Consider the following 26,113-nt stretch of genomic DNA (forward strand, 5'->3'; position numbering starts at 1 on the left):
GGTACCGCGAAGCCTACGGGTTTACCACTCGCGATGCGATCGCCCCTGCCGACTTTGCGACGAGCGGATGGCACGATGGACGTCTCATGACTCTCACAGACCTCCTGCCTGCGGATCCCGACCCCGACGCCCTCTTCGAAGCGTTCACGACCTGGACGGCCGATCGGGGCATCGCGCTGTACCCGGCGCAGGAGGAGGCGGTGATGGAGGTCGTCTCCGGATCGAACGTCATCCTCTCGACGCCGACCGGCTCCGGGAAGAGCCTCGTCGCGGTCGGCGCGCACTTCACCGCGCTCGCCCAGGGCCGCCGCAGCTACTACACCGCGCCCATCAAAGCGCTGGTGTCGGAGAAGTTCTTCCAGCTCATCGAGATCTTCGGGGCGGACAACGTCGGGATGATGACCGGCGACTCCGCCGTCAACCCGGACGCGCCGATCATCTGCTGCACGGCCGAAATCCTGGCGAACATCGCGTTGCGGTTCGGGGCCGACGCCCCCGTCGGGCAGGTCGTGGCCGACGAGTTCCACTTCTACTCCGAGCCCGACCGCGGCTGGGCGTGGCAGGTGCCGATCCTCGAGCTGCCGAAGGCCCAGTTCGTCCTGATGTCGGCGACCCTGGGCGACGTGTCCTTCTTCGAGAAGGACCTCACCCGCCGCACCGGCAAGCCGACGGCGGTGGTCACGTCGGTGCAGCGCCCGGTGCCGCTGACCTTCCGGTACGCGCTGACCCCGCTGCACGAGTCCATGTCCGAGCTGCTCCACGGCGGTCAGGCGCCGGTCTACGTCGTCCACTTCTCGCAGGCCGCGGCCATCGAGCGGGCGCAGACGCTGATGAGCATCAACGTCACGACCAAGGCGGAGAAGGAGGCCATCGCCGACCTGCTCGGCGACTTCCGGTTCTCCGCCGGCTTCGGCAAGACGCTCTCGCGGCTGGTCCGCCACGGCATCGGCGTCCACCACGCCGGCATGCTGCCGAAGTACCGCCGATTGGTCGAAACCTTGGCCCAGTCCGGGCTGCTGAAGGTGATCTGCGGGACGGACACGCTCGGCGTCGGCATCAACGTACCAATCAGGACCGTGGTCTTCTCCGCCCTCACGAAGTACGACGGCGTCCGCCAGCGCCACCTCAAGGCGCGTGAGTTCCACCAGATCGCCGGCCGCGCCGGCCGGGCGGGCTACGACACCGACGGTTACGTCGTCGTCCAGGCGCCCGACCACGTCGTCGAAAACGCGAAGGCGCTGGAGAAGGCGGGCGACGACCCGAAGAAGAAAAAGAAGATCGTCCGGAAGAAGGCACCGGAGGGCTTCGTCAACTGGACCGAGAGCACGTTCGACCGGCTGATCGCGGCCGAGCCCGAGCCGCTGACGTCCAGCTTCAAGGTCACGCACTCGATGCTGCTGAACGTGATCTCGCGCCCGGGCAACGCGTTCGACTCCATGCGTCACCTGCTGGAGGACAACCACGAGGACCGCGCGTCGCAGCGCAAGCTCATCCTGCGCGCCATCGCGATCTACCGCGCGCTGCTGTCCGCCGACATCGTCGAGCGGCTGCCCGAGCCGGACGAGCAGGGCCGGATCGTCCGGCTCACCGTCGACCTGCAGTTCGACTTCGCGCTCAACCAGCCGCTTTCGCCGTTCGCGCTGGCCGCGATCGAGCTGTTCGACCTGGAGTCGCCGAGCTACCCGCTCGACGTCGTGTCCACTGTGGAATCCACTGTGGACAACCCGCGGCCCGTGCTGTCGCAGCAGCAGTTCAAGGCGCGCGGCGAGGCCGTGAACGCCATGAAGGCCGAAGGCATCGAGTACGACGAGCGGATGGAGCTGCTCGAGAACGTCAGCTACCCGAAGCCGCTGGAAGAGCTGCTGCAGGGCGCGTTCCACAGCTACCGGCAGGGCCACCCGTGGGTCGACGACTACGAGCTGTCGCCCAAGTCGGTCGTGCGCGACATGTACGAGCGCGCGATGAACTTCGTCGAGTACATCGGTTTCTACCAGCTGGCGCGGTCCGAAGGCCTGGTGCTGCGCTACCTCGCGGACACCTACGACGCGCTGCGCCACACGGTGCCGGACGAGGCGAAGACCGAACCGCTGCAGGACCTCATCGAGTGGCTCGGCGAGCTCGTCCGGCAGGTCGACTCCAGCCTGCTCGACGAGTGGGAAGCCCTGCGCCACCCGGACGAGGAAGGGCCGGTCTCCCACCGGCCGCCGGCCGAACCGCCCGCCGTCACGCGCAACGAGCGCGCGTTCCGCGTCCTGGTGCGCAACGAGCTGTTCCGCCGGGTCGAGCTGTTCGGGCGCCGGGCGTGGAACGTGCTGGGCGAGCTGGACGCGGCGTCCGGCTGGGACGCCGACGCGTGGGAAGACGCGATCGAGGACTACTTCGAGGAGTACGACGCGCTGGGCACCGGCCCGGACGCGCGCGGCCCGGCACTGATCATCATCGAGCAGCTGCCGGACGTCTGGAAGGTCCGCCAGATCTTCGACGACCCGGCGGGCGACCACGACTGGGGCATCAGCGCGGAGATCGACCTGGCCGCGTCCGACGAAGCCGGCTCGGCGGTGGTCCGCGTGGTCGCGGTGGGTGCGCACTAGTCGTTGCCTTTTCCTGACTGCTCAGGCATCGTGAGCGCATGGCGGCGACGGTCGTGGAGCACCGGATCGGTGACGTGCGCTGGACGGTCGTCCGCGGCCCCCGCGAATCCGCGTTCTCCGAGCTGGGGGCGTATGCGGCGGAGGACATCCGGACCGTCCTCGCCGGACTGCCCGAGTGGCCGGTCACCGAGCGGGCACGGCGGTCGCCGGTGCTGTTCCGGGCGATCGAATCGGCGTCGCAGGTCGAACACCCGGACGCCTACGCCGAACTCGCCGCGCTGGCGTCGGGCGCGGGGGTGCCGTTCGACGACCTGCTGCTGGCCAACCTGCGTGGTGACCTGGGCACCGGCGACGGCACCGGCTGCACCGACCTCGCGTGGGTCGGCGCGCGGAGCCTGCTCGGCCACAACGAGGACGGCGCCCCGGTGTTCGACGGCATCGGGCGGCTGCTGACCCTGCTGATCGACGGCGAGCCCGGCGTCTGCGTCTGGTGGTACCCGGGTTTCGTGCCGGCCAACACCTTCACGCTCACGACGCACGGGCTGGTGTGGGGGATCGACAGCGTGAACGTGGTGACGCCTTCGCCGTGCGCCGGGCGGCACTTCGTCGCGCGGTCGCTGCAGCGCGCCGTCGACGTCGCGGAAGCCGTGTCGTCGCTGCGCTCGCACGCTTCGGCGGGCGGGTTCGCGTACACCATGGGGCAGGTCGGGTCGGCCGGTGTGACGGTGGTCGAGAAGGCCGGTCACGAGACGGCCGTGACCACTGTGGCCAGTGGGCTTTCCTGGCACACCAACCACTTCCGCCAGCTGCCGCCGGACCTCGACGCGGCGGGCGAGGAGAGCCTGGACCGCGCCGAGGTCTGCGCGCACCTGTCACCGGCCGCCCCGGACGTGACGTGGCTGGCGGACACGCTGACGAACGACGTGCACCGCGACGCGGCCGGCGGCGACCCGCAGCTGACGCTGAGCACGCTGGTCACGGACCTGGCCGACGGCACGGTGACGCTCATCCCGCGCGGCGGCGCACCCCTGCGGGCCCGGGCCGCCGACCTCGCGGCCGGCAACGTCTCAGCCGTCGGCTGAAACCAGGATCGCCCGGGCGTCCTCGCCCGCGAACCACAGGCCGATGGCGAACGCCGCCGTCGCCTCCAGCAGGTGCGCGCGGTCCAGGCCGCCGCCGAGGACCGGGGTGCAGCCGACGTCGCGGACCAGCGTGCGGACGACGTCGAGGGCCGCCGGGTCGTCGCCGCACAGCGGCACCGTGAGCGTCGCGGGTGGCTCGCGCCAGACGTCGACGTGGGCCAGGTTGAACGCCTTGACGACGTGCGCGCCCGGCGCGGCGGCCGCGATCCGGGTCGCCACCGGGGTGCCGGGCGGGGGCTCGGTACCGGTCGGGCCGGGCTGGTTGGTGCAGTCCACCAGCACTTTGCCGTGCAGCGGGCCCGCTTTCGGCAGGACGTCGAAGACGGCGTCCGCGGGGATCGCCAGGAGCACGGCGTCCGCGAAGGCCGCCACCTCGGCCCACGTCCCGGTGCCGCGGCCGGCCACCCGCAGTTCGTGGCCGGCGTTCGTCCAGTGCGGGCCCAGTGCCGTCGCCATCGCGCCCGTGCCGAAGATCCCGATCCGCATGCGTCCTCCTCGTGCTTTGCTGTACCGGCACGACGTTAGGGACCCCGGCAGGAACCGAAAGGTAACCATGGACTTTCTCGCCGACTGCCCGACGCGGCTCGCGTTCGACCTCGTCGCCAACACCTGGAACCCGGTGGTGCTGTGGGCGCTGCGCCACGGCCCGCGCCGGCACGGCGAACTGCGCCGCTCGATCGGCGGGATCAGCGCCAAGGTGCTCACGGAAACCGTGCGGCGCCTGGAGTCCGACGGTCTCCTCGAGCGCCGCGACGGCGGCTACGCCCTCACGCCGCTGGGCTCGAGTTTCCTGGAGCCGATCGAAGGCTTCGGGCGGTGGGCGGCTGAGCACGGCGACGACGTCGTCGCCGCTCAAACCCGAGCACGACCAGCGTGACCAGCGACAACGCGGGCAGCGGGTAGCCGGCGAGGAGCCCGGCGCCGACGTCGAACGCGGGCGCGGCCACCCCGGTGACGAACACCCAGGTCGGCGCGGCCGGCGGCTTCGCGGCGGGCGACCACGGCGTTTTCTTCCACGGCTTGGCGATCGAAAGCCACGCCTGGAAGGAAAGCGCGCTCGCCATCAGCGAGGCGCCGGCGATCTGCGGCCACGCGACGGTGGCGGTGTCCGCGGCGTCGCGCAGCGCGGAGGAGAGCAGGAAGATGCCGGCGTAGAGCTGGATGAGCGTCAGGGCGAACTTCGTGAGGACCCACCAGTGCCTGGTGTAGCCCCACGCGGTCGCGCCGGCGAGCACGAGGCCGGTGAAGGCGGAGACGTTCGCCATCGGAGCGAGCAGCACGGAGTCGAGCCGGTCGGCCATCGCGGTCGCGGCGCCGGCTTGGGCGCGGCGGGTGAGCGCCAGCGACATGAGCACGACGAGCGCGAGGGCCTGGCTCATCCAGGCGACCGACGACAGGACGTGCAGCCAGACGACGGCGTGGCGCCAGCGGGGAGAAGCCTTGGTTCGGGTCACGCTCCAAGGCTCGCCGCCGCGGGGCCCGGGCACATCGGGCGTAACCCCGGAGCCGTCGCCGCGCGATCTACACCAGGTGGGGTAACGCGCCGGGCGCCGGCTACCTCCCCGGGAGTACAGGCGGGTTCTTCGCCGCCAGGGCCAGGAGCGGCACCGCGGCCGCCGCGTCGGTGATCAGCGTCGAGACCATGCCCGACCGCAGTACCGCGTCCACCGCCGACGCTTTCGGCTTGCTGTAACCCAAAGCGATCACCTCCGGCACCGCCATCAGCTCCTCGTGGCTGATCGCCAGCACGTGATGGGCCAGGCCGGTGGACAACGCGTTGCCGGACGCGTCGAACAGCCGGGCCGCGACCTCCGCCGTCGCGCCGCGGGCCGCTATCGCCGCTCGCTCCGCCTCGTCCAGCGCGTCGTAGACCGTCGACTCGCCTGGTTGCCACGCGCCGATGCTGACCACGGCCTTCGTCAGGTTCCGGAACTGGCCGAACGTCTCCACGATGCCGGGCTGCCGCCGCAGGGTCTCGGTCGTGCGGCGGTCCGGCAGCACCAGCGGCCCGAAGATCGGGTAGGCGTCGCCGCCGGACACCGCCGTCACCCGGCTGACCGTCTCGACCGAGCGGCCGCGCATGTCCATCCCCGCCTGCACTCCGCAGAGCTGGACGACCGGGCAGCGCGCCAGCGTCCGGATCGCCTCGGTCAGCGCGTTCACCGAGCGGGCCCAGGAGAGCCCGAGGATGTCGTCGGTCGTCACGATCTCTTCGAGCAGCCGGGCCGCGAGCGCGCCGATCCTGGCCCGGACGACCTCCTTCGGCTCACGCTCGGTTGAGCGTTCCAGCACGAGGGCCCGGTCCAGGCCGTAGGCCGACCGGACCTCGTCCGACAGGGTCAGGTCCACCGGCGCCGGCAGGGCGAACTCCACTCTGACCAGGCCGGATTCCATGGCGGTGTCGAGCATCCGCGCGACCTTGAAGCGGCTGACGTCGAATTCGTCGGCGATCTCCAGCTTGGAGCGTCCCTGCACGTAGAAGCGCCGGGCGACGGTCGCTAGCAGCATGGCTTCGGTCAGCGACGACTGCTTCTTGGACATGCTCATATGAGCACTATAGCGCGAAATCTGCCCGAAAGGTTGACGTAACACCGACGTCAGACCTGTAATGCCTTCACAACTTCTCGACGCATCAGGTCAACGATGCTCATATGAGCGCGAGGAAGGGGCTAGGCATGCGTGCCGCCATCATCGACCGGCCCGGCGAGATCAGGGTCGGCGAAGTGCCCGATCCGAAACCAGGGGAACGACAGGTCGTCATCAAGGTGGGCGCGTGCGGCATCTGCGGCACGGACCTGCACATCGCCGACGGGCACTTCCCGCCGACGCCGTACCCGATCGTCCCCGGTCACGAGTTCGCCGGGGAGATCGTTGAGCTCGGCGACGACGTGCCGGGCGGCTGGGAGATCGGCGACCGCGTCGCCGTCGACCCCTCGCTGTTCTGCGGCTACTGCGGCCCGTGCCGCTCCGGCCACGGCAACCTCTGCGCGAACTGGAACGCCACCGGTGACACCGTCGACGGCGCCTTCGCGGAGTTCGTCGCCGTCCCGTCGGCCAACTGCTACCGGATGCCCGACACGATGACCTGGGAGCAGGGCGCGCTGGTCGAGCCCGTCTCCTGCGCGGTGCACGGCGTTCGCCGGGTCGGCGTCGAAGCCGGAGAGCGCTTTCTCGTCGTCGGCGCCGGCACCATGGGCCTGATCATGCAGCAGCTGCTGCAACGCGCCGGCGCCCACGTCACCGTGGTCGACCGCAACAAGGACCGGCTGCCGCGCGCGGGCCGGCTGGGCGCCGTCGCCACCGCGGCCGACGTCGGCGAGCTGAACGGCGAGAAGTTCGACGTCGCCGTCGACTGCACCGGCGCCGCCCCGGCCATCGAAGCCGCTTTCGACTCGATCCGCCGCGGCGGCCGGCTGCTCGTCTTCGGCGTCGCCCCGGCCGAAGCCCGCGTCGCGCTTTCGCCGTTCCGCATCTACAACGACGAGATCACCGTCGTCGGCTCGATGGCCGTGCTGAACAGCTACGGCACCGCGCTCGACCTCGTGGCCGGCGGCGCCGTCAACACGGACGAGCTGCTCACGGACCGGCTGCCGCTGGAGCAGTACCCGGACGCGCTCGCCAAGATGCGCAGCGGCTCCGGCCTCAAGGTGCAGGTCCTCCCGGGAGGTGGCCGTGCGTAAGCTGCTCACCCTCCTCGCCGCGACGTCGTTGCTGGTCACCGGCTGCGCGGGCGCCGGCTCGGTCGGCACCGGCAACTCGACGCTCGTCATCGCGATCGTGTCCAACCCGCAGATGAAGGACGCGATCTCGCTCGCCCCCGAGTTCGAGAAGGCCACCGGGATCAGCCTCAAGTTCGTCTCGCTGCCGGAAAACCAGGCCCGCGCCAAGATCACCGCGTCGACCGCCACCGAGGGCGGCGAGTTCGACGTCGTGATGATCAGCAACTACGAAGCCCCGCAGTGGGCGGCCAACGGCTGGCTCGAGAACCTCGAACCGCACATGGCGGCCACCCCGGGTTACGACGAAGGCGACTTCATCCCCAGCATCAAGCAGTCGCTGTCGTATCAGAACCGGATGTACGCGGTGCCGTTCTACGGCGAGTCGTCGTTCCTGGCCTACCGCAAGGACCTCTTCGCCAAGGCCGGGCTGACCATGCCGGCCAAGCCGACGTGGCAGCAGGTCGCGAACTTCGCCGCGAAGCTGGACGACAAGGCGAACGGCGTCGCCGGCATCTGCCTGCGCGGCAAGCCGGGCTGGGGTGAGAGCCTCGCGCCGTTCTCCACGGTGGCCAACACCTTCGGCGCCCAGTACTTCGACAAGGACTGGAACGCCAAGCTGACGTCGCCGGAGTTCAAGGACGCCGCGAACTTCTACGTCAACCTGATCCGCGACCACGGTGAGGTCGGCGCCTCCAGCGCCGGGTTCTCCGAGTGCGGCACGCGTTACACGCAGGGCAACGCGGCGATGTGGTACGACGCCACGGTCATGGCCGGCACCAACGAGGACCCGTCGAGCAGCAAGATCGTCGGCAAGTCGGGTTACGCGCCGGCACCGGTCGTCAAGACTCAGGCCAGTGGCTGGCTCTACACCTGGGCCCTCGGCATCCCCAAGGTGGCCAAGGACAAGGACGCGGCCTGGAAGTTCATGGCGTGGATGACCGACAAGGCGTACGTGCGGAAGGTCGGGGCGACCTACGGCTGGAACCGCGTCCCGCCGGGTGTGCGTCAGTCCACTTACGACATTCCCGACTACGCCAAGGCCGCGCAGGCCTACGCGAAACCGACGCTCGACGGCATCGCGGACGCGAACCAGCAGAAGGCCATGGCGAACCCGGTGCCCTACCCGGGCATCCAGTTCGTCGGCATCCCCGAGTTCCAGGACCTGGGCACCCGGGTGAGCCAGCAGCTGTCGGCGGCGATCGCCGGCCGCGAGTCGGTCGACGACGCCCTGACGCAGTCCCAGGACTACGCCCAGACGGTGGGCGACTCCTACAAGGCGGTGCAGTGATGTCCACGCTCTCCGTATCCACCCCCAAGTCCCAGTCGCACGCGAAGGTCACGGAGAAACGCGGCCTGAGCACCGCGGCCAAGCGGCGCCTGCCGCTGCTGCCGGCGTTGCTCTTCGTCGTCGCCGTGACGCAGCTGCCGTTCCTGCTGACCGTGTTCTACTCGTTCCAGTCCTGGAACCTGGTCCGGCCGGGCTCGCGGCACTTCGTCGGCCTGGACAACTACATCGACGTCTTCGGTGACACGACGTTCCTGGTCGCGTTGCTGAACACGGTGCTGCTGGCCGTGGTGTGCGTGCTCGTCGCGCTGCTGCTCGGCCTCGGCCTGGCGATCCTGCTGGACCGGAAGTTCATGGGCCGCGGCTTCGTCCGCACGCTGCTGATCACGCCGTTCCTCATCCTGCCGGCGGCCGGCGCGCTGCTGTGGAAGACGACGGTGTTCGACCCGACCTACGGGTTGCTGCACTTCGTCTTCGGCACCGACACCGACTGGCTTTCGCAGTTCCCGCTGGCTTCGGTGATGGCGCAGATCGTGTGGCAGTGGACGCCGTTCATGATGCTGCTGATCCTGGCCGGGCTGCAGAGCCAGTCCAAAGAGGTCCTGGAAGCGGCCTCCGTGGACGGTGCGAGCCGGTGGCGGACGTTCGTCTCCATCACGCTGCCGCACCTGTCGCGGTTCCTGCAGCTGGCGACGCTGCTGGGCGCGATCTACATCGTGAACAGCTTCGACGCGATCTTCCTGATGACGCAGGGTGGGCCGGGCGTGTCCAGCACCAACCTGCCGTACTACATCTACCAGCGCGCGTTCGAAGGCTTCGACGTCGGCCAGTCGTCGGCGATGGGCGTGATCGTCGTGATCCTGACGATGATCGTCGCGACCTTCGCCCTGCGCTTGATGTTCCGCACATTTTCCGTAGACGGAGGCATGCGGTGACTACTCAAAGCGCGACCACAGTGGACACTCGACCGGAGGCGGCCACCGCCGCCCCGCCGGCCCGCAAGCCGAAGCGCAAGCTCGGCCCCGGTGCGCTCACCGTCGTCACCTGGGTGATCGCGATCCTGTTCGTCTTCCCGCTGCTGTGGATGATCCTCACGGCGTTCAAGCAGGAGTCCGACGCCTACACCGACCCGCCGAAGCTGTTCTTCAGCCCGACGTTCGACCAGATCGCGAACGTCCTGAAGGGCGGGTTCCTGCCCTACGTGGCGAACTCCGCGTTCGTCACGGTGATCTCGACGCTGCTGGTGCTGCTGCTGGGCATCCCGGCGGCGTACGCGCTTTCGCTGGCGCCGGTGAAGAAGACGTCGAACGCGCTGGGTTTCTTCCTGTCGACGAAGATGCTGCCGATCGTCGCGGCGATCATCCCGCTGTACATCATCTCCCAGAACACCGAGCTGCTGGACACGGTGTGGGCGTTGATCATCCTCTACACGTCGATGAACCTGCCGCTGGCCATCTGGATGATGCGGTCGTTCTTCCTCGAAGTGCCGCACGAGATGATCGAGGCCGGCCGGATCGACGGCGCGAACCTGCCGACGCTGCTGCGCCGGATCATCATGCCGGTGGTCGCGCCCGGTATCGCGGCGACCGCGCTGATCTGCGTGATCTTCTCCTGGACCGAGTTCTTCTACGCGGTCAACCTGACGGCGGCGCGGGCCGGCACCGTGCCGGTGTTCCTCGTCGGGTTCATCACGAGCGAGGGGCTGTACTGGGCCCAGCTGTCCGCGGCCGCGCTGCTGGCGTCGCTGCCGGTGATGATCGTCGGCTGGTTCGCGCAGAACCACCTCGTCCGGGGGCTGTCGATGGGAGCGGTGAAGTAGCCGTCGGCGTGGCCCCGCGCCTGTCCTGAAAGCCGTACACGGCCCATCGAGGGACCTCGAGTCCCTCGATGGGCCACGCACGGACTTCGGCTACTCCTCGAGGGAGAGGGCCTGGCTGGGGCAGACGTGCACCGCTTCGCGGGCCTTTTCGATCAGCTCGCCCCGCGGCTGGTCGTCGAGGACGATGACGGTGCCGTCGTCCTCGCTCTGGTCGAACAGCGCGGGCTCGGTGAGGACGCACTGACCCGCGCCGACGCACTTGCCGGTGTCCGCGATGATCTTCATGGTTCTTCTCCTGTGGTGGGAGGGCCGTCCGCTCGATCTCTACCAGGTGACCGGCAGCCGGTACAGCCCGTAGATGTTCGCGTCGTCCTTGAAGGGCAGTTCTTCCACGGGAACTGCCAGTTTCAGGGACGGAATCCGGCGGAACAGCGTGTCGAACACGATCTGCAGTTCCATCCGGGCCAGGTTCTGGCCGAGGCACTGGTGCGGGCCGAAGCCGAACGCGACGTGGTGCCGCGCGCCGCGGTCGATGTCCAGGTCGTCCGGGTTGTCGAACGCCCCGGGGTCGCGGTTGGCCGCGTAGCCCAGCGCGAGCACGCCCTCGCCGGCCCGGATCAGCTGTCCGCTCAGCTCGACGTCCTCGACGCACAGCCGCGCGGTCGCCGCGTCGACGATCGTCCAGTAGCGCAGCATCTCCTCGACGGCGTCGAGGGTCTTGCCCGGGTCGGCCTTCAGCAGCGCCAGCTGCTCCGGGTTCCGGAGCAGGGCCACCGTCGACAGCGAGATCATGTTCGCCGTCGTCTCGTGCCCGGCCACCAGCAGCAGGAAACCGGTCGCGGCCAGCGAAGCACGCCGGTAAGTACCGTCTTCGCGGAGCTTGACGATCTGCCGGCCGAGCAGGTCGTCCGGCGGGTTCTCCTCCTTCTCCGCGATGAGCTCTTCCATGTAGCCGCGGATGGTGTCGAACGCCGCGCGCCGCTCTTCCGGCGACGTCGAGCGCTTGATCAGCTTCGCCGTGTGGGTCTGGAAGAAGTCGTGCTGGTCGTAGGGCACACCGAGCATCTCGCAGATCACCAGCGACGGCACCGGCAGCGCCAGCGCCTCGACGAGGTCGCCGGGGTTCGGCCCGGCCAGCAGCGCGTCGATCTGGCCGTCCACGATCTCCTGGATCCGCGGCCGCAGCGCCTCCATCCGGCGCACGGTGAACTCGCCGAGCACGGCCTTGCGGGCCGGCCCGTGCTCGGGCGCGTCCATGGTGATCATGGTGCGCTCGTCGCCCTGGCGCCGGAACCCGCCCGCCACCAGCTGCGGGAAGTCCGGGTGCTGCCGGTCGGCGCTGAACCGCCGGTCGTTCAGCACGGTCCGGACGTCCTCGTGCCGGCTGACCACCCAGGCGCGTCCGCCGTCGGGGAGCCCGACGCGGGTGATCGGCTCCTCTTCGCGGATCTCCTGGTACGCGGGCGGCGGCGAGAACGGGCACGTGCGGGTCATCGGGAACTGGTGGACCGGCTCCTCGACTGTCGTCATGATTTCCCCTCTTTCACCAGGTCACGGGCAGGCAGTACAGACCGAAGATCGACGAGTCGTGCTTGAACGGCAGCTGCTCGACCGGCACGGCCAGCTTCAGCTCCGGGAGGCGGCGGAAGAGCGTGTCGAACACGATCTGCAGCTCCATCCGGGCCAGGTTCTGGCCGAGGCACTGGTGCGGCCCGAAGCCGAACGCGACGTGGTGGCGCGCGCCGCGCTCCAGGTCCAGCTCGTCCGGGTTGTCGAACGCCTCCGGGTCGCGGTTGCCGGAGTAGCTGAGGCCGAGCACGCCCTCGCCCTCGCGGATCAGCTGGCCGCCGATCTCGAGGTCCTCGGTGGCGACGCGCGAGGTCGCGAACTCGGCGATCGTGAAGTACCGGAGCAGCTCCTCGACGGCGTCGAGCGTCTTGCCCGGGTCGTTCTTGATGAGCTCGAGCTGGTCCGGGTTCTCCAGCAGCGCGACGGTGCCGAGCGAGATCATGTTCGCCGTAGTCTCGTGCCCGGCGATGAGCAGCAGGAACGCCAGCGAGACGAGCGAGTCGTGGTCGGCCTCGCCGTGCTCCTCGCGCTGCTTGGCGATCTGGCGGCTGAGCAGGTCGTCGGCCGGCTCGGCCTCCTTGGTGGAGACCAGCTGGTCGAGGTAGGTCTGCAGCTCGTCGACGGCCTTGATCCGGTCGTCCTGCTCGACGTCGCGGTTGAGCAGCGTCGAGCTGCGGACCTGGAAGAAGTCGTGGTCGGCGTACGGGACGCCGAGCAGCTCGCAGATGACCAGCGACGGCACCGGCAGCGACAGCGCGGTGACCAGGTCGGCGGGCTTCGGGCCGGCCAGGATCGCGTCGATGTGCTCGTCGACGATCTGCTGGATGCGGGGCTGGAGGGCCTTCATCCGCTTGACCGTGAACTCGCCCACGACCTCACGCCGGGCCGAGCCGTGCTGCGGTGGGTCCATGTTGATCAGCGACGCGGTGAAGTTGCTCCGCCGCACCGGGCGGCCCTGCTTGGTCAGGAACGGGAAGCCCGGGTTGAACCGGTCGGAGCTGAACCGCGGGTCGGTCAGCATCTGCCGGACGTCCTCGAGCCGGGTGATCGCCCAGGCCTCCTGGCCGGACTGCAGCTCGACGCGCTGGACGGGGCCCGCTTCGCGCAGCTTCTCGTACGCCGGTGGCGGCGCGAACGGGCAGCTGCGCACCAGCGGGAAGACCTCTTCCCCGGTCGAGGTCGTGGCGGGTTCGGCGACTTCGGTCATTTCGGATCCCCAAATCGGACGGAAAGTATGTGGAGGATTACATTCCGGTTCTATAACCCAACGTACCCAAGTGGAAGGACATCGTCCACTAGCTAACGGGTGACATCTTGCGGATGCACTGTGTGGGCGCCTGACCATGCGAGAATCACCCCGCGCCAGATTCAGCGAGAGGCGAACGGCATGACGGCAGACCCCGATACCAGCCTGCGGGCTGACGCGCGGCGCAACCGCGACCAGATCCTGGCCGCCGCGAAGAGCATCTTCGCCGCGTCCGGTGCCGAAGTGCCGATGGAGGAGATCGCCCGGGCGGCCGGCGTCGGCGTCGGCACGCTGTACCGGCGCTTCCCGGATCGTGACGCCCTGGTCCGCGCGGTGGCGATGGACAACTTCGAGCGGGTCCTGATCGACGCGAAGCGGATCGCCGCGGAGGAGACGTCGTCGTGGCGCGCGCTCGAGCGGCTGCTGCGGCAGTCGGTCGAGCTGCAGCTGGTCGTCCAGCTGGCGATGGTGTCGCACCGGGCGCTGGTGATCCTGAAGGGCGACCCGGAGGTCCGCCGCCTGCGTGACGAGATCCTGGTGGTCCTGGACGAGTTCGTCCGCGGCGCCCAGGCCGAGGGCAAGCTCCGCGACGACGTCGGCGCGGGTGACGTCGCGATCCTGTTCGCGACGATGCTGCGTCAGATGCGCGCGAAGACGGACGAGGTCGCGGCGATGGCGGCGAGCCGCTGTGTGGGCATCATGATCGACGGGCTGAGCGCGCGGCCGGGAACGCCGTTGCCGGGCCGCCCGATCACGTCCCACGACCTCGATCCCGAAAACGGCTGATCGTCATTTTCCCGTGTTAGGGTTCCGCCTCGTTCTGCCATTGTTGACGAGGCGGGAAAATGCGACGAAGAACTCTGGCCGTGTTGTCGGTAATTCCCTTTTTCGCGCTCGCCGGGTGCGGGCAGGACGCCGGTTCGGCGGCGCCGGCCGCTCCGGCCGCGGTGTCGGCCGCCGCGTCGTCGTCACCTCCGGCGTCTTCGCCGGTGACGTCGAGCGGCACTCTCGCGCCGCCGGCGTCGGTCCCGCAAAGTGCGTCCCGACCTGCGCCTAGTCCGCCGTCGGCGACCCCGGTCCGCAACTGCGGCAGCCCGGAGTTCACCACGAGCGACCCCGACGGCGGCTGGTCCGACGGCGGCTACTACGTCCACAACAACATGTGGAACTCCGACGAAGCGGGCCCGGAAACACTGCGCGCGTGCGCGTACGACAATTGGTACGTGGATTCCACCCAGCCGTCGACGACGTCGGTGAAAACCTATCCGAACGTCCACAAGGACATCAACGACCAGAACGGAAAGCCGTTCAACGACTATTCGGTGATCCGCTCGACGTTCGCCGGCCGCGGCCCGGGAACGGGCATCTACGACGTGGCGTACGACCTCTGGCTCAACGGCGTCGGCGACGGCAAGGGCGTGACCGAGGTGATGGTCTGGACGGAGAACCTCAAGCAGCAACCGTCGGGCGACAAGGTCGGGACGTACACAGCGGGCGGCCACGCGTACGACGTCTGGGCGGACGACGACGGCTACATCGCGTTCGTGTCCCAGGCGACGCAGTACTCGGGCGCGGTGGACCTGAAGGCGATGATCGCTTGGGGCATCGGCAAGGGCTTCATCCCCCCGAACCCGACGGTCAACCAGATCGGCTACGGCATCGAGTTCTGCTCCACCAGCGGCGGCAAGGCCCGGTTCACGCTGACGGACTTCTCGGTGACGATGAGTTAGCGGGCATGGTCACGCCGCACTGCGGCCGGCCAGGTAGGCCAGGTGGTGCGAGGTCGCCAGCGCGACGGGCTTTCATGGCGACGTGGTTGCTGCGGAAGCCGCCGCCGGGAATCGGGTGCACCGTGCCGTAGTCACCCATCTGAAGGTCCGCGACGGCCGCTCGGACCAGGTTCGCCCAGTGGGTTTCCTCGGTTCGGGGCTGCTCCCACGTCGAGGTCTGTGCGAGAGTCCGCGGGATCGAACCGCTCAGCAAGACCACGGACCGGAACCCGCCGAGCTCCGCGACCACGTCCAGGATGGCCGCGGCTTCGTCGAGCTGTGACGTTGTCGCCTTGCCGATGTACTGGAGATCGAGGATCAGGTCGATCCGATCGGTTCGTGGCACAGGCGGCCCAGCGCCACGGCCGGCTGGTCCGCGGCGTCGCTGCGGACCACGGGGATGAACGCGATCGGATCCCGCCCGTCGAGGAGGTCCACCGGGTCGGCCAGGCGGTCGGTCATCTGGCCGAGTGCGCTGGTCGGCCCGGTCCCGAACGCCGGCAGGTCCGCGACCTCGGACGCGTCCAGCATGACGTGCCGGCCGAGGCGTCGCAGGTCGCGGATGACCACTTCGACCGCGTCCAGCCGGCTCGCCGGAGCGCTGCCCAGGGGATCGAACTGGAGCAACGGCTGAACCCGCCGGACCTGTTCGGGGTGCGAAAGTGCGCGCAACGCGGTCAGCTCGCCACCTTTTGCGCGCAACGCGACCAGGGTCGCGAATCCGTCATGAGCGTCCACGACCCCCTCGATCACGTTAAGTGAGAGCCCGGTTGCTCATCGAGGGTAGATCGAGATGTCCCGTTCGAGAATCCACCACGAGTCGGAAAGCCACCACCCGGCGACCGGGTGGTGGCTTTCACCAGCGAAAACTCAGACGCCCAGCGGGTGCCAGACCGTCTTGGCCTCCAGGTACCGGCGCAGCCGGGACAGGTCCGGGGCCACCGTCCAGTCCGGTTCCGATTCCGGGACCGTCAGCACCCGCTTCACCGTGTTCGCCGCTTCGCGCGCCAAGCCTGGGCGGTCCGCGGCCGCTGCTCCCGTGGGGTCCAGGGCGTTGACGTCGCCGTGGGAGGCCAGCCAGGAGCCCAGCTCGGCCGCCTGGCCCGTCAGGATGTTCGCCACTCCGCCCGGGACGTCCGATGTCGCCAGGACCTCCGACAACGTGATCGCCGGCAGGGGACGCTCCGCGCTCGAGACCACCACCGCCGTCGAACCCGTGGCCAGGACCGGGGCCAGGACGCTGACCAAGCCCAGCAACGACGACTGCTGCGGCGCCAGGATGCCCACCACGCCCGTGGGTTCCGGGACGGTGAACGAAAAGTACGGGCCCGCCACCGGGTTGGCCGCGCCGAGGACCGTGGCTATCTTGTCCGTCCAGCCCGCGTACCAGACCCAGCGGTCGATCGCGGCGTCCACTGTGGACTCCGCCTTCTTCGGAGCCAGACCCTCCGAAGTGGACACTTCGGTGATGAACTGGTCGCGGCGGCCCTCCAGGACCTCGGCCACCCGGTACAGGACCTGGCCGCGGTTGTACGCCGTCGCCGCGGACCAGCCCGGGAAGGCCTTGCGGGCCGCCACCACCGCGTCGCGGACGTCCTTGCGGGACGCGTGGGCCGCGTTCGCCAGGAACTTGCCCTTCGCGTCCGTGACCGGGTAGACCCGGCCGGACTCCGAACGCGGGAACTTGCCGCCCACGTACAGCTTGTACGTCTTCGCTACGGAGATTCGGTCAGACATTCAGGTACGCCTCCAGCCCGGTGCGGCCGCCTTCGCGCCCGAAACCGGATTCCTGGTAGCCGCCGAACGGCGCGGCGGGGTCGAAGCGGTTGAAGGTGTTGGCCCAGACGACGCCGGCCCGCAGCTGGTTCGCCATCCACAGGATGCGCGAGCCCTTCTCGGTCCAGATCCCGGCCGAAAGCCCGTACGGCGTGTTGTTCGCCTTCGCGACGGCCTCGTCCGGCGTGCGGAACGTCAGCACCGACAGCACCGGGCCGAAGATCTCCTCGCGCGCGATGCGCATCGACTGGTGGACGTTCGCGAACACCGTGGGCGCGAAGAAGAACCCGCGGTCCGGCACCGGGCACGGGCTGGTCCAGCGCTGCGCGCCCTCGGCGTCACCCGCTTCGACGAGCCCGCGGATCTTCGCCAGCTGCTCGGCCGAGTTGATCGCGCCGATGTCGGTGTTCTTGTCCAGCGGGTCGCCCAGGCGCAGGGTCGAGACGCGGTAGCGGAGCTTGTCCAGCACCTCTTCGGCGATGGACTCCTGCACCAGCAGCCGCGAACCCGCGCAGCAGACGTGGCCCTGGTTGAAGAAGATGCCGTTGACGATGCCCTCGATCGCCTGGTCCAGCGGCGCGTCGTCGAACACGATGTTCGCCGCTTTGCCGCCCAGCTCCAGCGTCAGCTTCTTCGCCGTGCCCGCGACTTCGCGCTGGATCGCCTTGCCGACCTCGGTCGAGCCGGTGAACGCGATCTTGTCGATGTCCGCGTGCTCCACAATGGACGCGCCGATGTCGCCCGCGCCCGGCAGGATGTTCACCACGCCCGGCGGCAGCTCGGCCTGCTGGCAGATCTCGGCGAACACCAGCGCGGTCAGCGGCGTCGTCTCCGCCGGCTTCAGCACCACGGTGTTGCCGGTGGCCAGCGCGGGCGCGATCTTCCAGGCCAGCATCAGCAGCGGGAAGTTCCACGGGATGATCTGCCCGGCGACGCCCAGCGGCTGCGGGTTCGGGCCGTAGCCGGCGTACTCCAGCTTGTCGGCCCAGCCCGCGTGGTAGAAGAAGTGCGCCGCCGCCGTCGGGACGTCGGAGTCGCGCGACTCCTTGATCGGCTTGCCGTTGTCCAGGCTCTCCAGCACCGCCAGCTCGCGCGAGCGCTCCTGGATCAGCCGCGCGATGCGGAACAGGTACTTCGCGCGCTCGGTGCCCGGCATCTTCGACCAGACGCCGTTGTACGCCTTGCGCGCGGCCTTGACCGCGGTGTCCACATCGGACTTCGACGCGGTGCCGACCTCGGCCAGGACCTCTTCGGTGGCCGGGTTGATCGTCTTGAGCGGCTCACCCGAGCCGTCGACGAACTCGCCGTTGATGAACGGCTTGTAGTGGTCCTTCAGGTTCGCGATGGCGCGCGACTCCGGCGCCGGTGCGTACTCGAAAACAGGCATCAGTCGGTGTCCAATACGTTTCCGCTTCGCAGGCTCAGCGGGATCTCCCTCGCCGGGGCAGCAAGCGTGGTGGTCATTTCAGGCATCCCGGCTCAGTCGACTGTCACGTAATCGGGGCCGCTGTAGTGGCCGTCCACCTGGGTGCGGCGCTGCAGCAGCAGGTCGTTGAGCAGGCTGGACGCGCCGAAGCGGAACAGGTCCGGGGTCAGCCACTGCTCGCCGGCGACCTCGTGCACCGCGACCAGGTACTTGATGGCGTCCTTCGTGGTCCGGATGCCGCCCGCGGGCTTGACGCCGCGCAGCTCGCCGGTGGTCACGTGCCAGTCGTGCACCGCCTGCAGCATGAGGTGCGTGACCGGTAGCGTCGCGGCGGGGGAGACCTTGCCGGTGGACGTCTTGATGAAGTCGCCGCCGGCCAGCAGCGCCAGCCACGACGCGCGCCGCACGTTGTCGTAGGTCGCCAGCTCGCCGGTTTCGAGGATGACCTTCAGGTGGGCGTCGCCGCAGGCGGCCTTGATGGCCTGGATCTCCTCGAAGACGTCCATGTAGCGGCCTTCGAGGAAGGCGCCGCGGTCGATCACCATGTCGACCTCGTGCGCGCCCGCGTCGACGGCGATCTTCGTGTCGGCCAGCTTGATCTCGCGGCTGGTGCGGCCCGCGGGGAAGCCGGTCGCGACGCTCGCGACGTGCACACCGCTACCCTTCAGCGCCTCGACGGCCGTCTCGACCATGTCCGGGTACACGCAGACGGCGGCGACGCGCGGGGTGTCCTGGCGTTCGGGGTCGGGGCGGACCGCCTTCGCGGCGAGCGCCCGGACCTTGCCGCGGGTGTCGGCGCCCTCCAGCGTGGTCAGGTCGACCATGGAGATGGCGGTGTCGATGGCCCACCGCTTGGCGTCTTTCTTGATGCTGCGCGTGCCGAGGCCCGCCGCGCGCTGCTCGACGCCGACCTGGTCGACACCGGGCAGCCCGAGCAGGAACCGGCGCAGGCTCGCTTCGTCGCGAGTCGCGTCCGCCGGCGGTGCCGGGGTGGCCGGCGCCGCTGACGTGCTGGTCGTGGCTGTCATGGGCCTGAGTCTAGGCGGCGGGTCCGACAGCGCGAGCCCCCGTTGGGTGTGACGCTGGGTGCATACCGCGTCACATCGTCGAGGTCAGGCGCCTTCAATGCGTGGCGGTTCGCTGCGCTGAGCCGGTTTCCGGTAGACGACCACGCCGCCCCAGAAGCCCAGGCCGTTGATCTTCACCGTCGGGGCCGTCGGCGGCGCGGGTGGTGCTCCCGACTTGTCCTCCAGGATGAAGCCGCCCATGAAGCCGATGCCCGTGACGTCCACGTTGATGTCGTCCGGGACCGTGATCTGGATGCCGCCCATGATGGCGACCGCCGTGATCGTGCAGTGCTTCTCGGCGAACCGCGCTTGGCGGAGGTCGATCTCCGCGCCGCCCCAGAAGGCGAAGCTGTTGTGCTGCGTGGGCAGGACCCAGCTGCCCTTGCGGATCGCGCCGGACATGACGCCGATCGACACCGGGGAGCCCGGGTGGCCGCCGATCCGCTGGTCCGGGAAGCCCAGCGCGCGCGTTGTCGCCTGCTCCACCGCCGCGCCGGTCGACGGCAGGTCCGCCGTCACCGGTTTCAGTTCCCCCAGCGTCTTCGCCGCGTAGACCGTGGTGAGCCGCTCTTCGAGTTCGTTCACCGTGATTCGCCCTTCCGAGAGGGCGTTGTGCAGCACCTGGGCGACGCGCTCACGGTCGGCGTCGGAGGCCCGCATCTGGTCGGGCGTCAGTTCGCTCACCCGGGGGAGCCTAGCGGCGAACGCGACACTGCGTGTCCATCTTCCGGCGGACACGGGCACGATGGGCCGATGGGAGCACCGACGGTCGAATTCCCGGACGGCACCAAGGTCCGCGGGCGCGGTCTCGCCCGCCCCGCGCCGGGCGGCCCGGACCCGGATTTCGGGCTGTACCTGGGGACGCGCCGGTTGCGGCGCAAGCACGGCGGCGGCGTCACCTGGCCGCAGGAGTGGGTCACCTGGCCGGACTTCCTGCTGCCACTGCACCCGAAGGCCGCGCAGGCGTCGATCATCGCGCTGCACGAGCGGGCGAAGGCGGGCGAAAACGTCGAAGTCGCGTGTTACGGCGGTGCGGGCCGGACCGGGACGGTCATGGCGTGCCTCGCGACGCTCTCCGGCGTCCCGGCCGGAGACGCCGTGGCGTGGGTGCGCGCGAACTACGACGAACGCGCCGTCGAAACCCCCTGGCAGCGCGGCTGGGTGAAACGGTTCGCCGACCGGCTAAGTTGACCCGCATGGATGTGCACGTCGTCGACCACCCCCTCGCGAAGGCCCGGCTCTCCACGATGCGCGACGCGCGCACCGACAGCGCCGCGTTCCGGGCCGCGCTGCACGAGCTGACCGTCATGCTGGTCTACGAAGCCACGCGCGACGTGCCGGTCAAGACCGAGCGGATCCACACGCCGGTCGCGCGCACCGAGGGCTACAAGCTGGCCAGCCCGCCGTTGCTCGTCCCGGTGCTGCGCGCCGGGCTGGGCATGGCCGACCAGGCGCACAAGCTGATCCCGGACGCGCAGATGGGCTTCGTCGGCCTCGCGCGCGACGAGGAGACGCTGAAGCCGACGCCGTACCTCGAGTCGCTGCCCGAGTCGCTCGCGAACCGGCCGGTGCTGGTGCTCGACCCGATGCTCGCCACCGGCGGCTCGATGGAGTACACGATCCGGCTGCTGACCGACCGCGGCGCCGACGACGTCACGGCGATCTGCGCGCTGGCCGCGCCCGAGGGCCTCGCCCACCTGGAGCGGACCGGCCTGCCGGTCCGGGTGGTCACGGCCAGCATCGACGAGCGCCTCAACGACTCGGGCTTCATCGTCCCGGGCCTCGGCGACGCCGGCGACCGCCAGTACGGCGCCGTCTAGCCTTGCCGGTCCTGCGGTGGCGGTGGATCGCGGTGGTCGCGGCCGCCGTCGCGGTCGTCACCGGCGCGTTGCTCTGGCTGTTCCTGACCTGGTCCGGACGGCCCGACGCGCCGGTGCGGATCGACGCGGTCAAGACGGCGTTCGGCGTCGGCGCGGGGGCCGGCGGGGTGTTCGCGCTGTGGCTGGCGACGCGCCGCCAGCGCACGATGGAGCTGCAGCTGGCCGAGACGACCCGCGTCGCGGGCGTGACCGAGCGGGACCTCGAAGAGCGGCGCGTCACCGAGCTGTACACGAAGGCCGTGGAGCAGCTCGGCAACGACAAGGCGCCGGTCCGGCTCGGCGGGCTGTACGCGCTGGAGCGGCTCGGCCAGGACAACCCGAAGCAGCGTCAGACGATCGTCAACGTGCTGTGCGCCTACCTGCGGATGCCGTTCGCCGGCCCGCCCGACGGACTGCGTGGCCGGTCCGCGGCGGAACTCAGCAAGACGCCCGAATACGACGACGCCGAGCTGCAGGTCCGGCTGGCCGCCCAGGAACTGCTCAAGACGCACCTGGGTCACGACGAACCGGGTTACTGGCCGGGGCTGGCGATCGACCTGCAGCGGGCCGTCCTCGTCGACTTCCGGCTGAGCGGCTGCACGGTCGCGGCCGCGGACTTCAGCCGCGCGACGTTCCTCGGCGCGGTCCACATCCGCGGCACGACCTTCACGCGCCAGGCCGGGTTTTACGGCACGGAGTTCACCTCGACGGCGAACTTCGACCGGACGGCCTTCGCGGAGGGCGCGTTCTTCTCCTGGGCGCACTTCGCCAAGGAGGTCCGCTTCACCCGGACGCGCTCAGGTGGCCGGTTCCAGTTCTCCCACACGGCTTTCGACGCCGAAGTCCTCTTCGACGGCGGCGAGCACGCGGACATCGACCTCGGCGACGCGCGGTTCGGCGCAACACCCGCGGCGGTGCCGGCCACAGACGAGGTGTGAGCAGCCATCTGGGGGTGCCGGTGGACCAGGCCGGTGACCGCGAACTGTGGGACCGGGCGGCCGGCGGTGACGAAGGCGCGTTCGGCGAGCTGTTCGAGCGGCACGCCGAGGCCGTCTGGAACCACGCGTACCGGCTGACCGGGTCGTGGTCCGGCGCCGAAGACCTGACGTCCACGACGTTCCTGACCGCGTGGCGCCGCCGCGCCGACGTCACCCTGGTGCGCGACAGCGCGTTGCCGTGGCTCTACACCGTCGCGGGCAACGCCGCCCGCGACGAGTACCGCGGCGCGAAACGGCGGTTGCGATTGCTGCGGCGGATCCCGGACCCGCCGGTGGTGTCCGACCACGCCGACGCCGTGGCCGAGCAACTCGACGGCGAACAGCGGCTGCTGCGGGTCGTCGAGGCCGTCCGGACGCTGCCGAAGGCGCAGCGCGAAGTCGTCGAACTGTGCCTGCTCGGGGACCTGAGCACCGGGGACGCGGCCGCGTTGCTGGCCGTCGCCGAGGGCACCGTCCGCTCCCACCTGTCCCGGGCCCGCGCTCGGTTGCGCGCCCTGCTGGAGGAGAAATGAGCATCGAAAACCTCCCGGCACGGCGTGCGCTGCCGGACGACGTCCGCGACCGGCTGCGCACCGAAGTCCGCGAAGGCATCGCGACACCACGCCGGAAGCCCCACGTCTGGTACGCCGCGGCGGCCGCGGTGCTCGTCCTGGCCGCCGGCGCCGTGATCGTGACGCGCGAGGTGCGGCCGCCCGCCGACACCGCGCCGGCGGTCACCGGCGGTGGTGGCCTGACGCTCGACGCCGCGCTGGCGACCGCGTCGCTGGACCGCTGCTGGGCCGCGGTCCGAGCGGCGGGCAAGACCGATCGGGTGCCTTCGCGCGCGGAGTGGGTCCCGCTGTTCACCGACGAGCAGGACGGGGACGCGGTGGTCGCGGTCACCGCCGCGGGCAAGCCGATGTTCTGCGAGACGACCGGCACGACCGTGACGCTGTCGGACCCGGGAGCCACGCCCGCGTACGCGCCCGGCACGCGGACCGGGCTGCTGCTGCGCAGCGCGACCGGGCTGGCGGCCGGGGTGCTCGATCCGGCCGTGCCGCGGGCGGACTTCTTCGTGAAGACGGGCGGGGGCTCCGTGAGTTCGTGGCGGCTCGGCTTCTCGCCGGTCAGCCGCCAGTTCGTGGCGTTCACCGGCGCGCTGCCGGCGAAGTCGGAACTGGCCGTCGGGGACCGGCGGGCGAGCGCGCTGCCGGACGCGCCGTCACCCCTGCTCGCGGTGACCGACCGCCCGGAACCGGCCGACCGCACCTCGGCCGCGGGCCGGGCCCTGGGCGACTGCCTCGCCGACGCCGGCGAGGTGATCCCGGACGCTGCGGCCTACCGGCCGGGACCACTGCTGGCGGAAGGCGGCGACCAGGTCGTCCTGGGGCGCCGGGGCGACCGGGTGATCGTCTGCACCCGGGAGCCGGACTACTGGCGGCCCGGGACGCACGCCCGCGCTTACCCGGATCTGGCCGGCAACCGCCAGGTCCCGGCCCGGGTCCTGGCGGTGGACACGCTCGGCAGCCCCGAAGCGGGAGCGGCGCCGGATCAGGCTCGCATGCCGCTCGCCCTGGTGCTGCCCGCCTCGGCGACCGCGGCGGGCTTCGAGTTCGGCACCGGCAGCGGCGGCGACCTGGTGGTCACCGACGGGATGGCTCTCGGCTGGGTGCCGCGCGGCTACGCCGGGAAGGCCGACGCGAAGGTGCGCGTCCGGGCGTTCGACGCGCACGGCGAGGTCGTCTACGACGGGACGCTGCCGCTGGTGTGAGCCAGCCAGCCGGAGGCGTTCGCGCGCAGGGCCGTCTCGTACGTGCTCGTGACGTCGAACTCCTCCGGCAGGTTGCCGGTCAGCTCCAGCGAGACGAGCCCGTGCACGAACGCCCAGCAGGCGACCGCGACCGTCTCCGGCGGGACGTCGACGAAGACGCCGTCGGCGATGGCCTGGCGGATGATGAGCTCCAGCGGCTTGAGCGTCTCGCGGGCGAGTTCTTCGGCGTCCTCGTTGGGCTCGAACCCGGGGACGGACCTGGTGAACATGATCCCGTAGAGGTTCGGGTCGGCCAGCGCGCTCGCGCGGTAAGCGCTTCCCAGCGTCACGAGGTCCTCGATGGCGTCACCGGACAGCGGGGTCCCGGCCATCCGCGCGCCGAACCGGCGGAACCCCTCCGTGTAGAGCGCGTTCACCAGATCGGGTTTGCTGCCGAACAGGGAGTACACGGCGGTGGTCGACGTCCCGGCGTCGGCGGCCAGCTTCCGCAGGGAAAGCGCCTTCGGCCCGTCGGCGGCGATCAGCTCACCGGCGCGGTCGAGGAGCTTCAGCCGGAGCGCTTCGTCGTGCGTACGTGGTCGAGCCATGCACGCAGCGTATCGGAACGCTGTTATGAATGGCCAGAGCTCGGAGTTGACCTGGAGTGCACTCCAGGTCGTAGTGTCGAGGTCATGAGCTACTCGATAGCGGAAGCCGCTCGACGTAGCGGGCTGTCCATCGACACCCTCCGGTACTACGAGCGCATCAAACTGCTCGACCCGCCCGCCCGCGACACCGCGGGCCGCCGGGCGTACTCCGACGACGACCTCAGCTGGCTGGGGTTCCTGACCAAGCTCCGCACGACCGGGATGCCCATCAAGAGCATGCGCGAGTACGCGTCGCTGCGCCGCCACGGCGTCGCCAGCGCGGGCCGCCGCAAGGCGCTCCTGGTGGAACAGCGCCGGTCGGTCGCCGAGCGGATCGCCGAGCTGCAGGGCTGCCTCGACGTCCTCGACTACAAGATCGACAACTACGCGCAGATCGAGCGCAAGGCGTTCGGCGTCGAACCCGACATGGAGGGAATTTCCGCGTGAAGACCAGGAAGCTCGGCGGACTGGAAGTCGGTGCCCAGGGGCTGGGCTGCATGGGCATGAGCCAGGCGTACGGCGTCTTCGACAACGAAGACGAGTCGATCGCGACGGTCCACCGGGCCCTCGACCTCGGCGTCACGCTGCTGGACACGGCGAACGTCTACGGCGGCGGCGTCAACGAAGAGCTCGTTGGCCGCGCGATCGCCGGCCGCCGCGACGAGGTCGTGCTCGCCACGAAGTTCGGCATCGTCTGGACCGACGGCGCGATGAGCGCCCGCGGCGACGCCGAGTACGTCAAGCAGTCGTGCGACGAGTCGCTGCGGCGCCTCGGAGTCGACCACATCGACCTCTACTACCAGCACCGCGTCGACCCGGACACGCCGATCGAGGAGACCTGGGGCGCGCTGGCTTCGCTGGTGGAGGCGGGCAAGATCCGCTACGCGGGCATCTCCGAGGCGAGCGCCGCGACGATCCGCGCCGCGCACGCCGTGCACCCGGTGACCGCGCTGCAGAGCGAGTGGTCCCTGTGGACGCGCGGCATCGAGGGCGAAATCCTCGGCACGTGCCGCGAGCTGGGCATCGGCGTCGTGCCGTTCTCGCCGCTGGGCCGGGGGTTCCTGACCGGCGCGGTGACGTCGGTGAAGGACCTGCCGGAGGGCGACATGCGCCGCGGCCTGCCGCGCTTCGCCGAGGGCAACTTCGAGCGCAACATGGCGATCGTCGACGCGCTGCGCAAGCTCGCCGAGGAGAAGGGCGTCACGGCCGGCCAGCTCGCGCTGGCGTGGGTCCAGTCCCACGGCGAGGACGTCGTCCCGATCCCGGGCACGAAGCGGCGCAAGTACCTGGAGGAGAACGTCGCGGCGGCATCACTGGAGCTGACGGCGGCGGACCTCGAAGCCATCGAAGCGGCGGCCCCGGCCGACGCGGTCGCCGGGGAGCGTTACCCGGAACGCCTGGCCCGCGCGGCCGGCAAGTAGCGCACGCCCCGGCCCGTCGTGAGTGGTCAGGGCGGTTCTAACCGCCCTGA

At 70.1% G+C, this 26,113-nt stretch carries 30 protein-coding genes; 16 read left to right on the plus strand and 14 right to left on the minus strand.

The features are described from left to right. Positions 1-86 precede the first annotated feature (86 nt). Positions 87-2,591 carry an RNA helicase gene (locus MUY22_RS16730; protein WP_247060766.1) on the plus strand — a complete coding sequence of 835 codons (2,505 nt, stop codon included), beginning with the start codon at positions 87-89 and terminating at the stop codon, positions 2,589-2,591. Between the two features lie 38 nt (positions 2,592-2,629). Further along, complete coding sequence (locus MUY22_RS16735) at positions 2,630-3,673, plus strand: C45 family peptidase (RefSeq protein WP_247060767.1); 1,044 nt, start codon at positions 2,630-2,632, stop codon at positions 3,671-3,673. On the opposite strand, the gene MUY22_RS16740 is transcribed toward MUY22_RS16735, so the two are convergent. Then, positions 3,659-4,219 (minus strand): NADPH-dependent F420 reductase, encoded by a 561-nt coding sequence (locus tag MUY22_RS16740; protein ID WP_247060769.1) that lies wholly within the window; start codon positions 4,217-4,219, stop codon positions 3,659-3,661. The genes MUY22_RS16735 and MUY22_RS16740 overlap by 15 nt on opposite strands. 67 nt (positions 4,220-4,286) lie before the next feature. On the opposite strand from MUY22_RS16740, the gene MUY22_RS16745 reads away from it, so the two are divergent. After that, positions 4,287-4,610 (plus strand): helix-turn-helix domain-containing protein, encoded by a 324-nt coding sequence (locus tag MUY22_RS16745; protein WP_247060771.1) that lies wholly within the window; start codon positions 4,287-4,289, stop codon positions 4,608-4,610. On the opposite strand, the gene MUY22_RS16750 is transcribed toward MUY22_RS16745, so the two are convergent. After that, on the minus strand, positions 4,501-5,187 hold the full coding sequence (locus MUY22_RS16750) for a hypothetical protein (RefSeq protein WP_247060773.1): 687 nt from the start codon (positions 5,185-5,187) through the stop codon (positions 4,501-4,503). The genes MUY22_RS16745 and MUY22_RS16750 overlap by 110 nt on opposite strands. 100 nt (positions 5,188-5,287) lie before the next feature. Further along, the gene (locus MUY22_RS16755; protein ID WP_247060774.1) at positions 5,288-6,280 is read right to left on the minus strand and encodes a sugar-binding transcriptional regulator; all 993 of its coding nucleotides are present in this window, start codon (positions 6,278-6,280) and stop codon (positions 5,288-5,290) included. Positions 6,281-6,408: 128 nt separating this feature from the next. Between MUY22_RS16755 and MUY22_RS16760 the strand changes: the two genes are divergently transcribed. From MUY22_RS16760 to MUY22_RS16775, 4 genes are all read left to right on the plus strand, one after another. After that, positions 6,409-7,413, plus strand: a complete 1,005-nt coding sequence (locus MUY22_RS16760; RefSeq protein WP_247060776.1) for a zinc-dependent alcohol dehydrogenase family protein — start codon at positions 6,409-6,411, stop codon at positions 7,411-7,413. Beyond that, a complete protein-coding gene (locus MUY22_RS16765) occupies positions 7,400-8,740 on the plus strand; it encodes a sugar ABC transporter substrate-binding protein (protein ID WP_247060777.1) in 1,341 nt (446 codons plus the stop codon). The genes MUY22_RS16760 and MUY22_RS16765 overlap by 14 nt, the downstream gene beginning before the upstream one ends. Beyond that, on the plus strand, positions 8,740-9,672 hold the full coding sequence (locus MUY22_RS16770) for a carbohydrate ABC transporter permease (RefSeq protein WP_247060778.1): 933 nt from the start codon (positions 8,740-8,742) through the stop codon (positions 9,670-9,672). The genes MUY22_RS16765 and MUY22_RS16770 overlap by 1 nt, the downstream gene beginning before the upstream one ends. 113 nt (positions 9,673-9,785) lie before the next feature. Continuing rightward, positions 9,786-10,556 (plus strand): carbohydrate ABC transporter permease, encoded by a 771-nt coding sequence (locus MUY22_RS16775; RefSeq protein WP_247063929.1) that lies wholly within the window; start codon positions 9,786-9,788, stop codon positions 10,554-10,556. Between the two features lie 90 nt (positions 10,557-10,646). Here MUY22_RS16775 and MUY22_RS16780 read toward each other — a convergent pair whose 3' ends face one another. Genes MUY22_RS16780 through MUY22_RS16790 form a run of 3 tightly spaced genes read right to left on the minus strand, consistent with a single transcriptional unit; the run spans position 10,647 to position 13,332 of the window. Then, entirely contained in the window at positions 10,647-10,841 is a 195-nt protein-coding gene (locus tag MUY22_RS16780) for a ferredoxin (protein ID WP_247060779.1), read from the minus strand. A gap of 39 nt (positions 10,842-10,880) precedes the next feature. Next, positions 10,881-12,086 (minus strand): cytochrome P450, encoded by a 1,206-nt coding sequence (locus tag MUY22_RS16785; protein WP_247060780.1) that lies wholly within the window; start codon positions 12,084-12,086, stop codon positions 10,881-10,883. 13 nt (positions 12,087-12,099) lie between these two features. Continuing rightward, positions 12,100-13,332, minus strand: a complete 1,233-nt coding sequence (locus tag MUY22_RS16790; protein WP_247060781.1) for a cytochrome P450 — start codon at positions 13,330-13,332, stop codon at positions 12,100-12,102. Between the two features lie 180 nt (positions 13,333-13,512). On the opposite strand from MUY22_RS16790, the gene MUY22_RS16795 reads away from it, so the two are divergent. Then, positions 13,513-14,157, plus strand: a complete 645-nt coding sequence (locus tag MUY22_RS16795) for a TetR/AcrR family transcriptional regulator (RefSeq protein ID WP_247060782.1) — start codon at positions 13,513-13,515, stop codon at positions 14,155-14,157. Positions 14,158-14,173: 16 nt separating this feature from the next. On the opposite strand, the gene MUY22_RS16800 is transcribed toward MUY22_RS16795, so the two are convergent. After that, positions 14,174-14,377 carry a hypothetical protein gene (locus MUY22_RS16800; RefSeq protein ID WP_247064525.1) on the minus strand — a complete coding sequence of 68 codons (204 nt, stop codon included), beginning with the start codon at positions 14,375-14,377 and terminating at the stop codon, positions 14,174-14,176. Between MUY22_RS16800 and MUY22_RS16805 the strand changes: the two genes are divergently transcribed. Continuing rightward, complete coding sequence (locus MUY22_RS16805) at positions 14,361-15,101, plus strand: hypothetical protein (RefSeq protein WP_256475995.1); 741 nt, start codon at positions 14,361-14,363, stop codon at positions 15,099-15,101. The two genes, MUY22_RS16800 and MUY22_RS16805, sit on opposite strands and share 17 nt — an antisense overlap. On the opposite strand, the gene MUY22_RS49745 is transcribed toward MUY22_RS16805, so the two are convergent. The 6 genes from MUY22_RS49745 to MUY22_RS16830 form a co-directional block, all read right to left on the minus strand. After that, entirely contained in the window at positions 15,067-15,486 is a 420-nt protein-coding gene (locus MUY22_RS49745) for a hypothetical protein (RefSeq protein ID WP_371827624.1), read from the minus strand. The two genes, MUY22_RS16805 and MUY22_RS49745, sit on opposite strands and share 35 nt — an antisense overlap. Further along, positions 15,459-15,878 (minus strand): hypothetical protein, encoded by a 420-nt coding sequence (locus tag MUY22_RS16810; RefSeq protein ID WP_247060783.1) that lies wholly within the window; start codon positions 15,876-15,878, stop codon positions 15,459-15,461. The genes MUY22_RS49745 and MUY22_RS16810 overlap by 28 nt, the downstream gene beginning before the upstream one ends. Positions 15,879-16,010: 132 nt before the next feature. After that, complete coding sequence (locus MUY22_RS16815) at positions 16,011-16,877, minus strand: aldehyde dehydrogenase family protein (protein WP_247060785.1); 867 nt, start codon at positions 16,875-16,877, stop codon at positions 16,011-16,013. Then, positions 16,870-18,303: an aldehyde dehydrogenase family protein gene (locus tag MUY22_RS16820; RefSeq protein WP_247060787.1), complete on the minus strand. Its 1,434-nt coding sequence runs from the start codon at positions 18,301-18,303 to the stop codon at positions 16,870-16,872. Before MUY22_RS16820 ends, MUY22_RS16815 begins: the two co-directional genes overlap by 8 nt. Before the next feature lie 92 nt (positions 18,304-18,395). After that, positions 18,396-19,370: a deoxyribose-phosphate aldolase gene (gene deoC / locus MUY22_RS16825; protein WP_247060788.1), complete on the minus strand. Its 975-nt coding sequence runs from the start codon at positions 19,368-19,370 to the stop codon at positions 18,396-18,398. Positions 19,371-19,454: 84 nt separating this feature from the next. Then, positions 19,455-20,069: a DUF1707 domain-containing protein gene (locus MUY22_RS16830; protein WP_247063932.1), complete on the minus strand. Its 615-nt coding sequence runs from the start codon at positions 20,067-20,069 to the stop codon at positions 19,455-19,457. A gap of 93 nt (positions 20,070-20,162) precedes the next feature. Between MUY22_RS16830 and MUY22_RS16835 the strand changes: the two genes are divergently transcribed. Genes MUY22_RS16835 through MUY22_RS16855 form a run of 5 tightly spaced genes read left to right on the plus strand, consistent with a single transcriptional unit; the run spans position 20,163 to position 24,016 of the window. Then, on the plus strand, positions 20,163-20,600 hold the full coding sequence (locus MUY22_RS16835; RefSeq protein ID WP_247060789.1) for a protein-tyrosine phosphatase family protein: 438 nt from the start codon (positions 20,163-20,165) through the stop codon (positions 20,598-20,600). A gap of 5 nt (positions 20,601-20,605) precedes the next feature. Continuing rightward, on the plus strand, positions 20,606-21,229 hold the full coding sequence (gene upp, locus MUY22_RS16840; RefSeq protein WP_247060790.1) for a uracil phosphoribosyltransferase: 624 nt from the start codon (positions 20,606-20,608) through the stop codon (positions 21,227-21,229). Between the two features lie 2 nt (positions 21,230-21,231). After that, positions 21,232-22,206: a pentapeptide repeat-containing protein gene (locus MUY22_RS16845; RefSeq protein ID WP_247060791.1), complete on the plus strand. Its 975-nt coding sequence runs from the start codon at positions 21,232-21,234 to the stop codon at positions 22,204-22,206. Continuing rightward, positions 22,203-22,778, plus strand: coding sequence for an RNA polymerase sigma factor (locus tag MUY22_RS16850; protein ID WP_247060792.1), 576 nt, complete (start codon positions 22,203-22,205; stop codon positions 22,776-22,778). Before MUY22_RS16845 ends, MUY22_RS16850 begins: the two co-directional genes overlap by 4 nt. Beyond that, on the plus strand, positions 22,775-24,016 hold the full coding sequence (locus MUY22_RS16855; RefSeq protein ID WP_247060793.1) for a hypothetical protein: 1,242 nt from the start codon (positions 22,775-22,777) through the stop codon (positions 24,014-24,016). Before MUY22_RS16850 ends, MUY22_RS16855 begins: the two co-directional genes overlap by 4 nt. On the opposite strand, the gene MUY22_RS16860 is transcribed toward MUY22_RS16855, so the two are convergent. Beyond that, a complete protein-coding gene (locus MUY22_RS16860; protein ID WP_247060794.1) occupies positions 23,989-24,603 on the minus strand; it encodes a TetR/AcrR family transcriptional regulator in 615 nt (204 codons plus the stop codon). The genes MUY22_RS16855 and MUY22_RS16860 overlap by 28 nt on opposite strands. A gap of 84 nt (positions 24,604-24,687) precedes the next feature. Between MUY22_RS16860 and MUY22_RS16865 the strand changes: the two genes are divergently transcribed. Next, positions 24,688-25,089: a MerR family transcriptional regulator gene (locus MUY22_RS16865; RefSeq protein WP_247060795.1), complete on the plus strand. Its 402-nt coding sequence runs from the start codon at positions 24,688-24,690 to the stop codon at positions 25,087-25,089. A gap of 50 nt (positions 25,090-25,139) precedes the next feature. Next, positions 25,140-26,063 (plus strand): aldo/keto reductase, encoded by a 924-nt coding sequence (locus MUY22_RS16870; protein ID WP_247063934.1) that lies wholly within the window; start codon positions 25,140-25,142, stop codon positions 26,061-26,063. Positions 26,064-26,113: the final 50 nt, after the last annotated feature.

The sequence above is a fragment of the Amycolatopsis sp. WQ 127309 genome (genome assembly GCF_023023025.1).
GTDB lineage: Bacteria > Actinomycetota > Actinomycetes > Mycobacteriales > Pseudonocardiaceae > Amycolatopsis.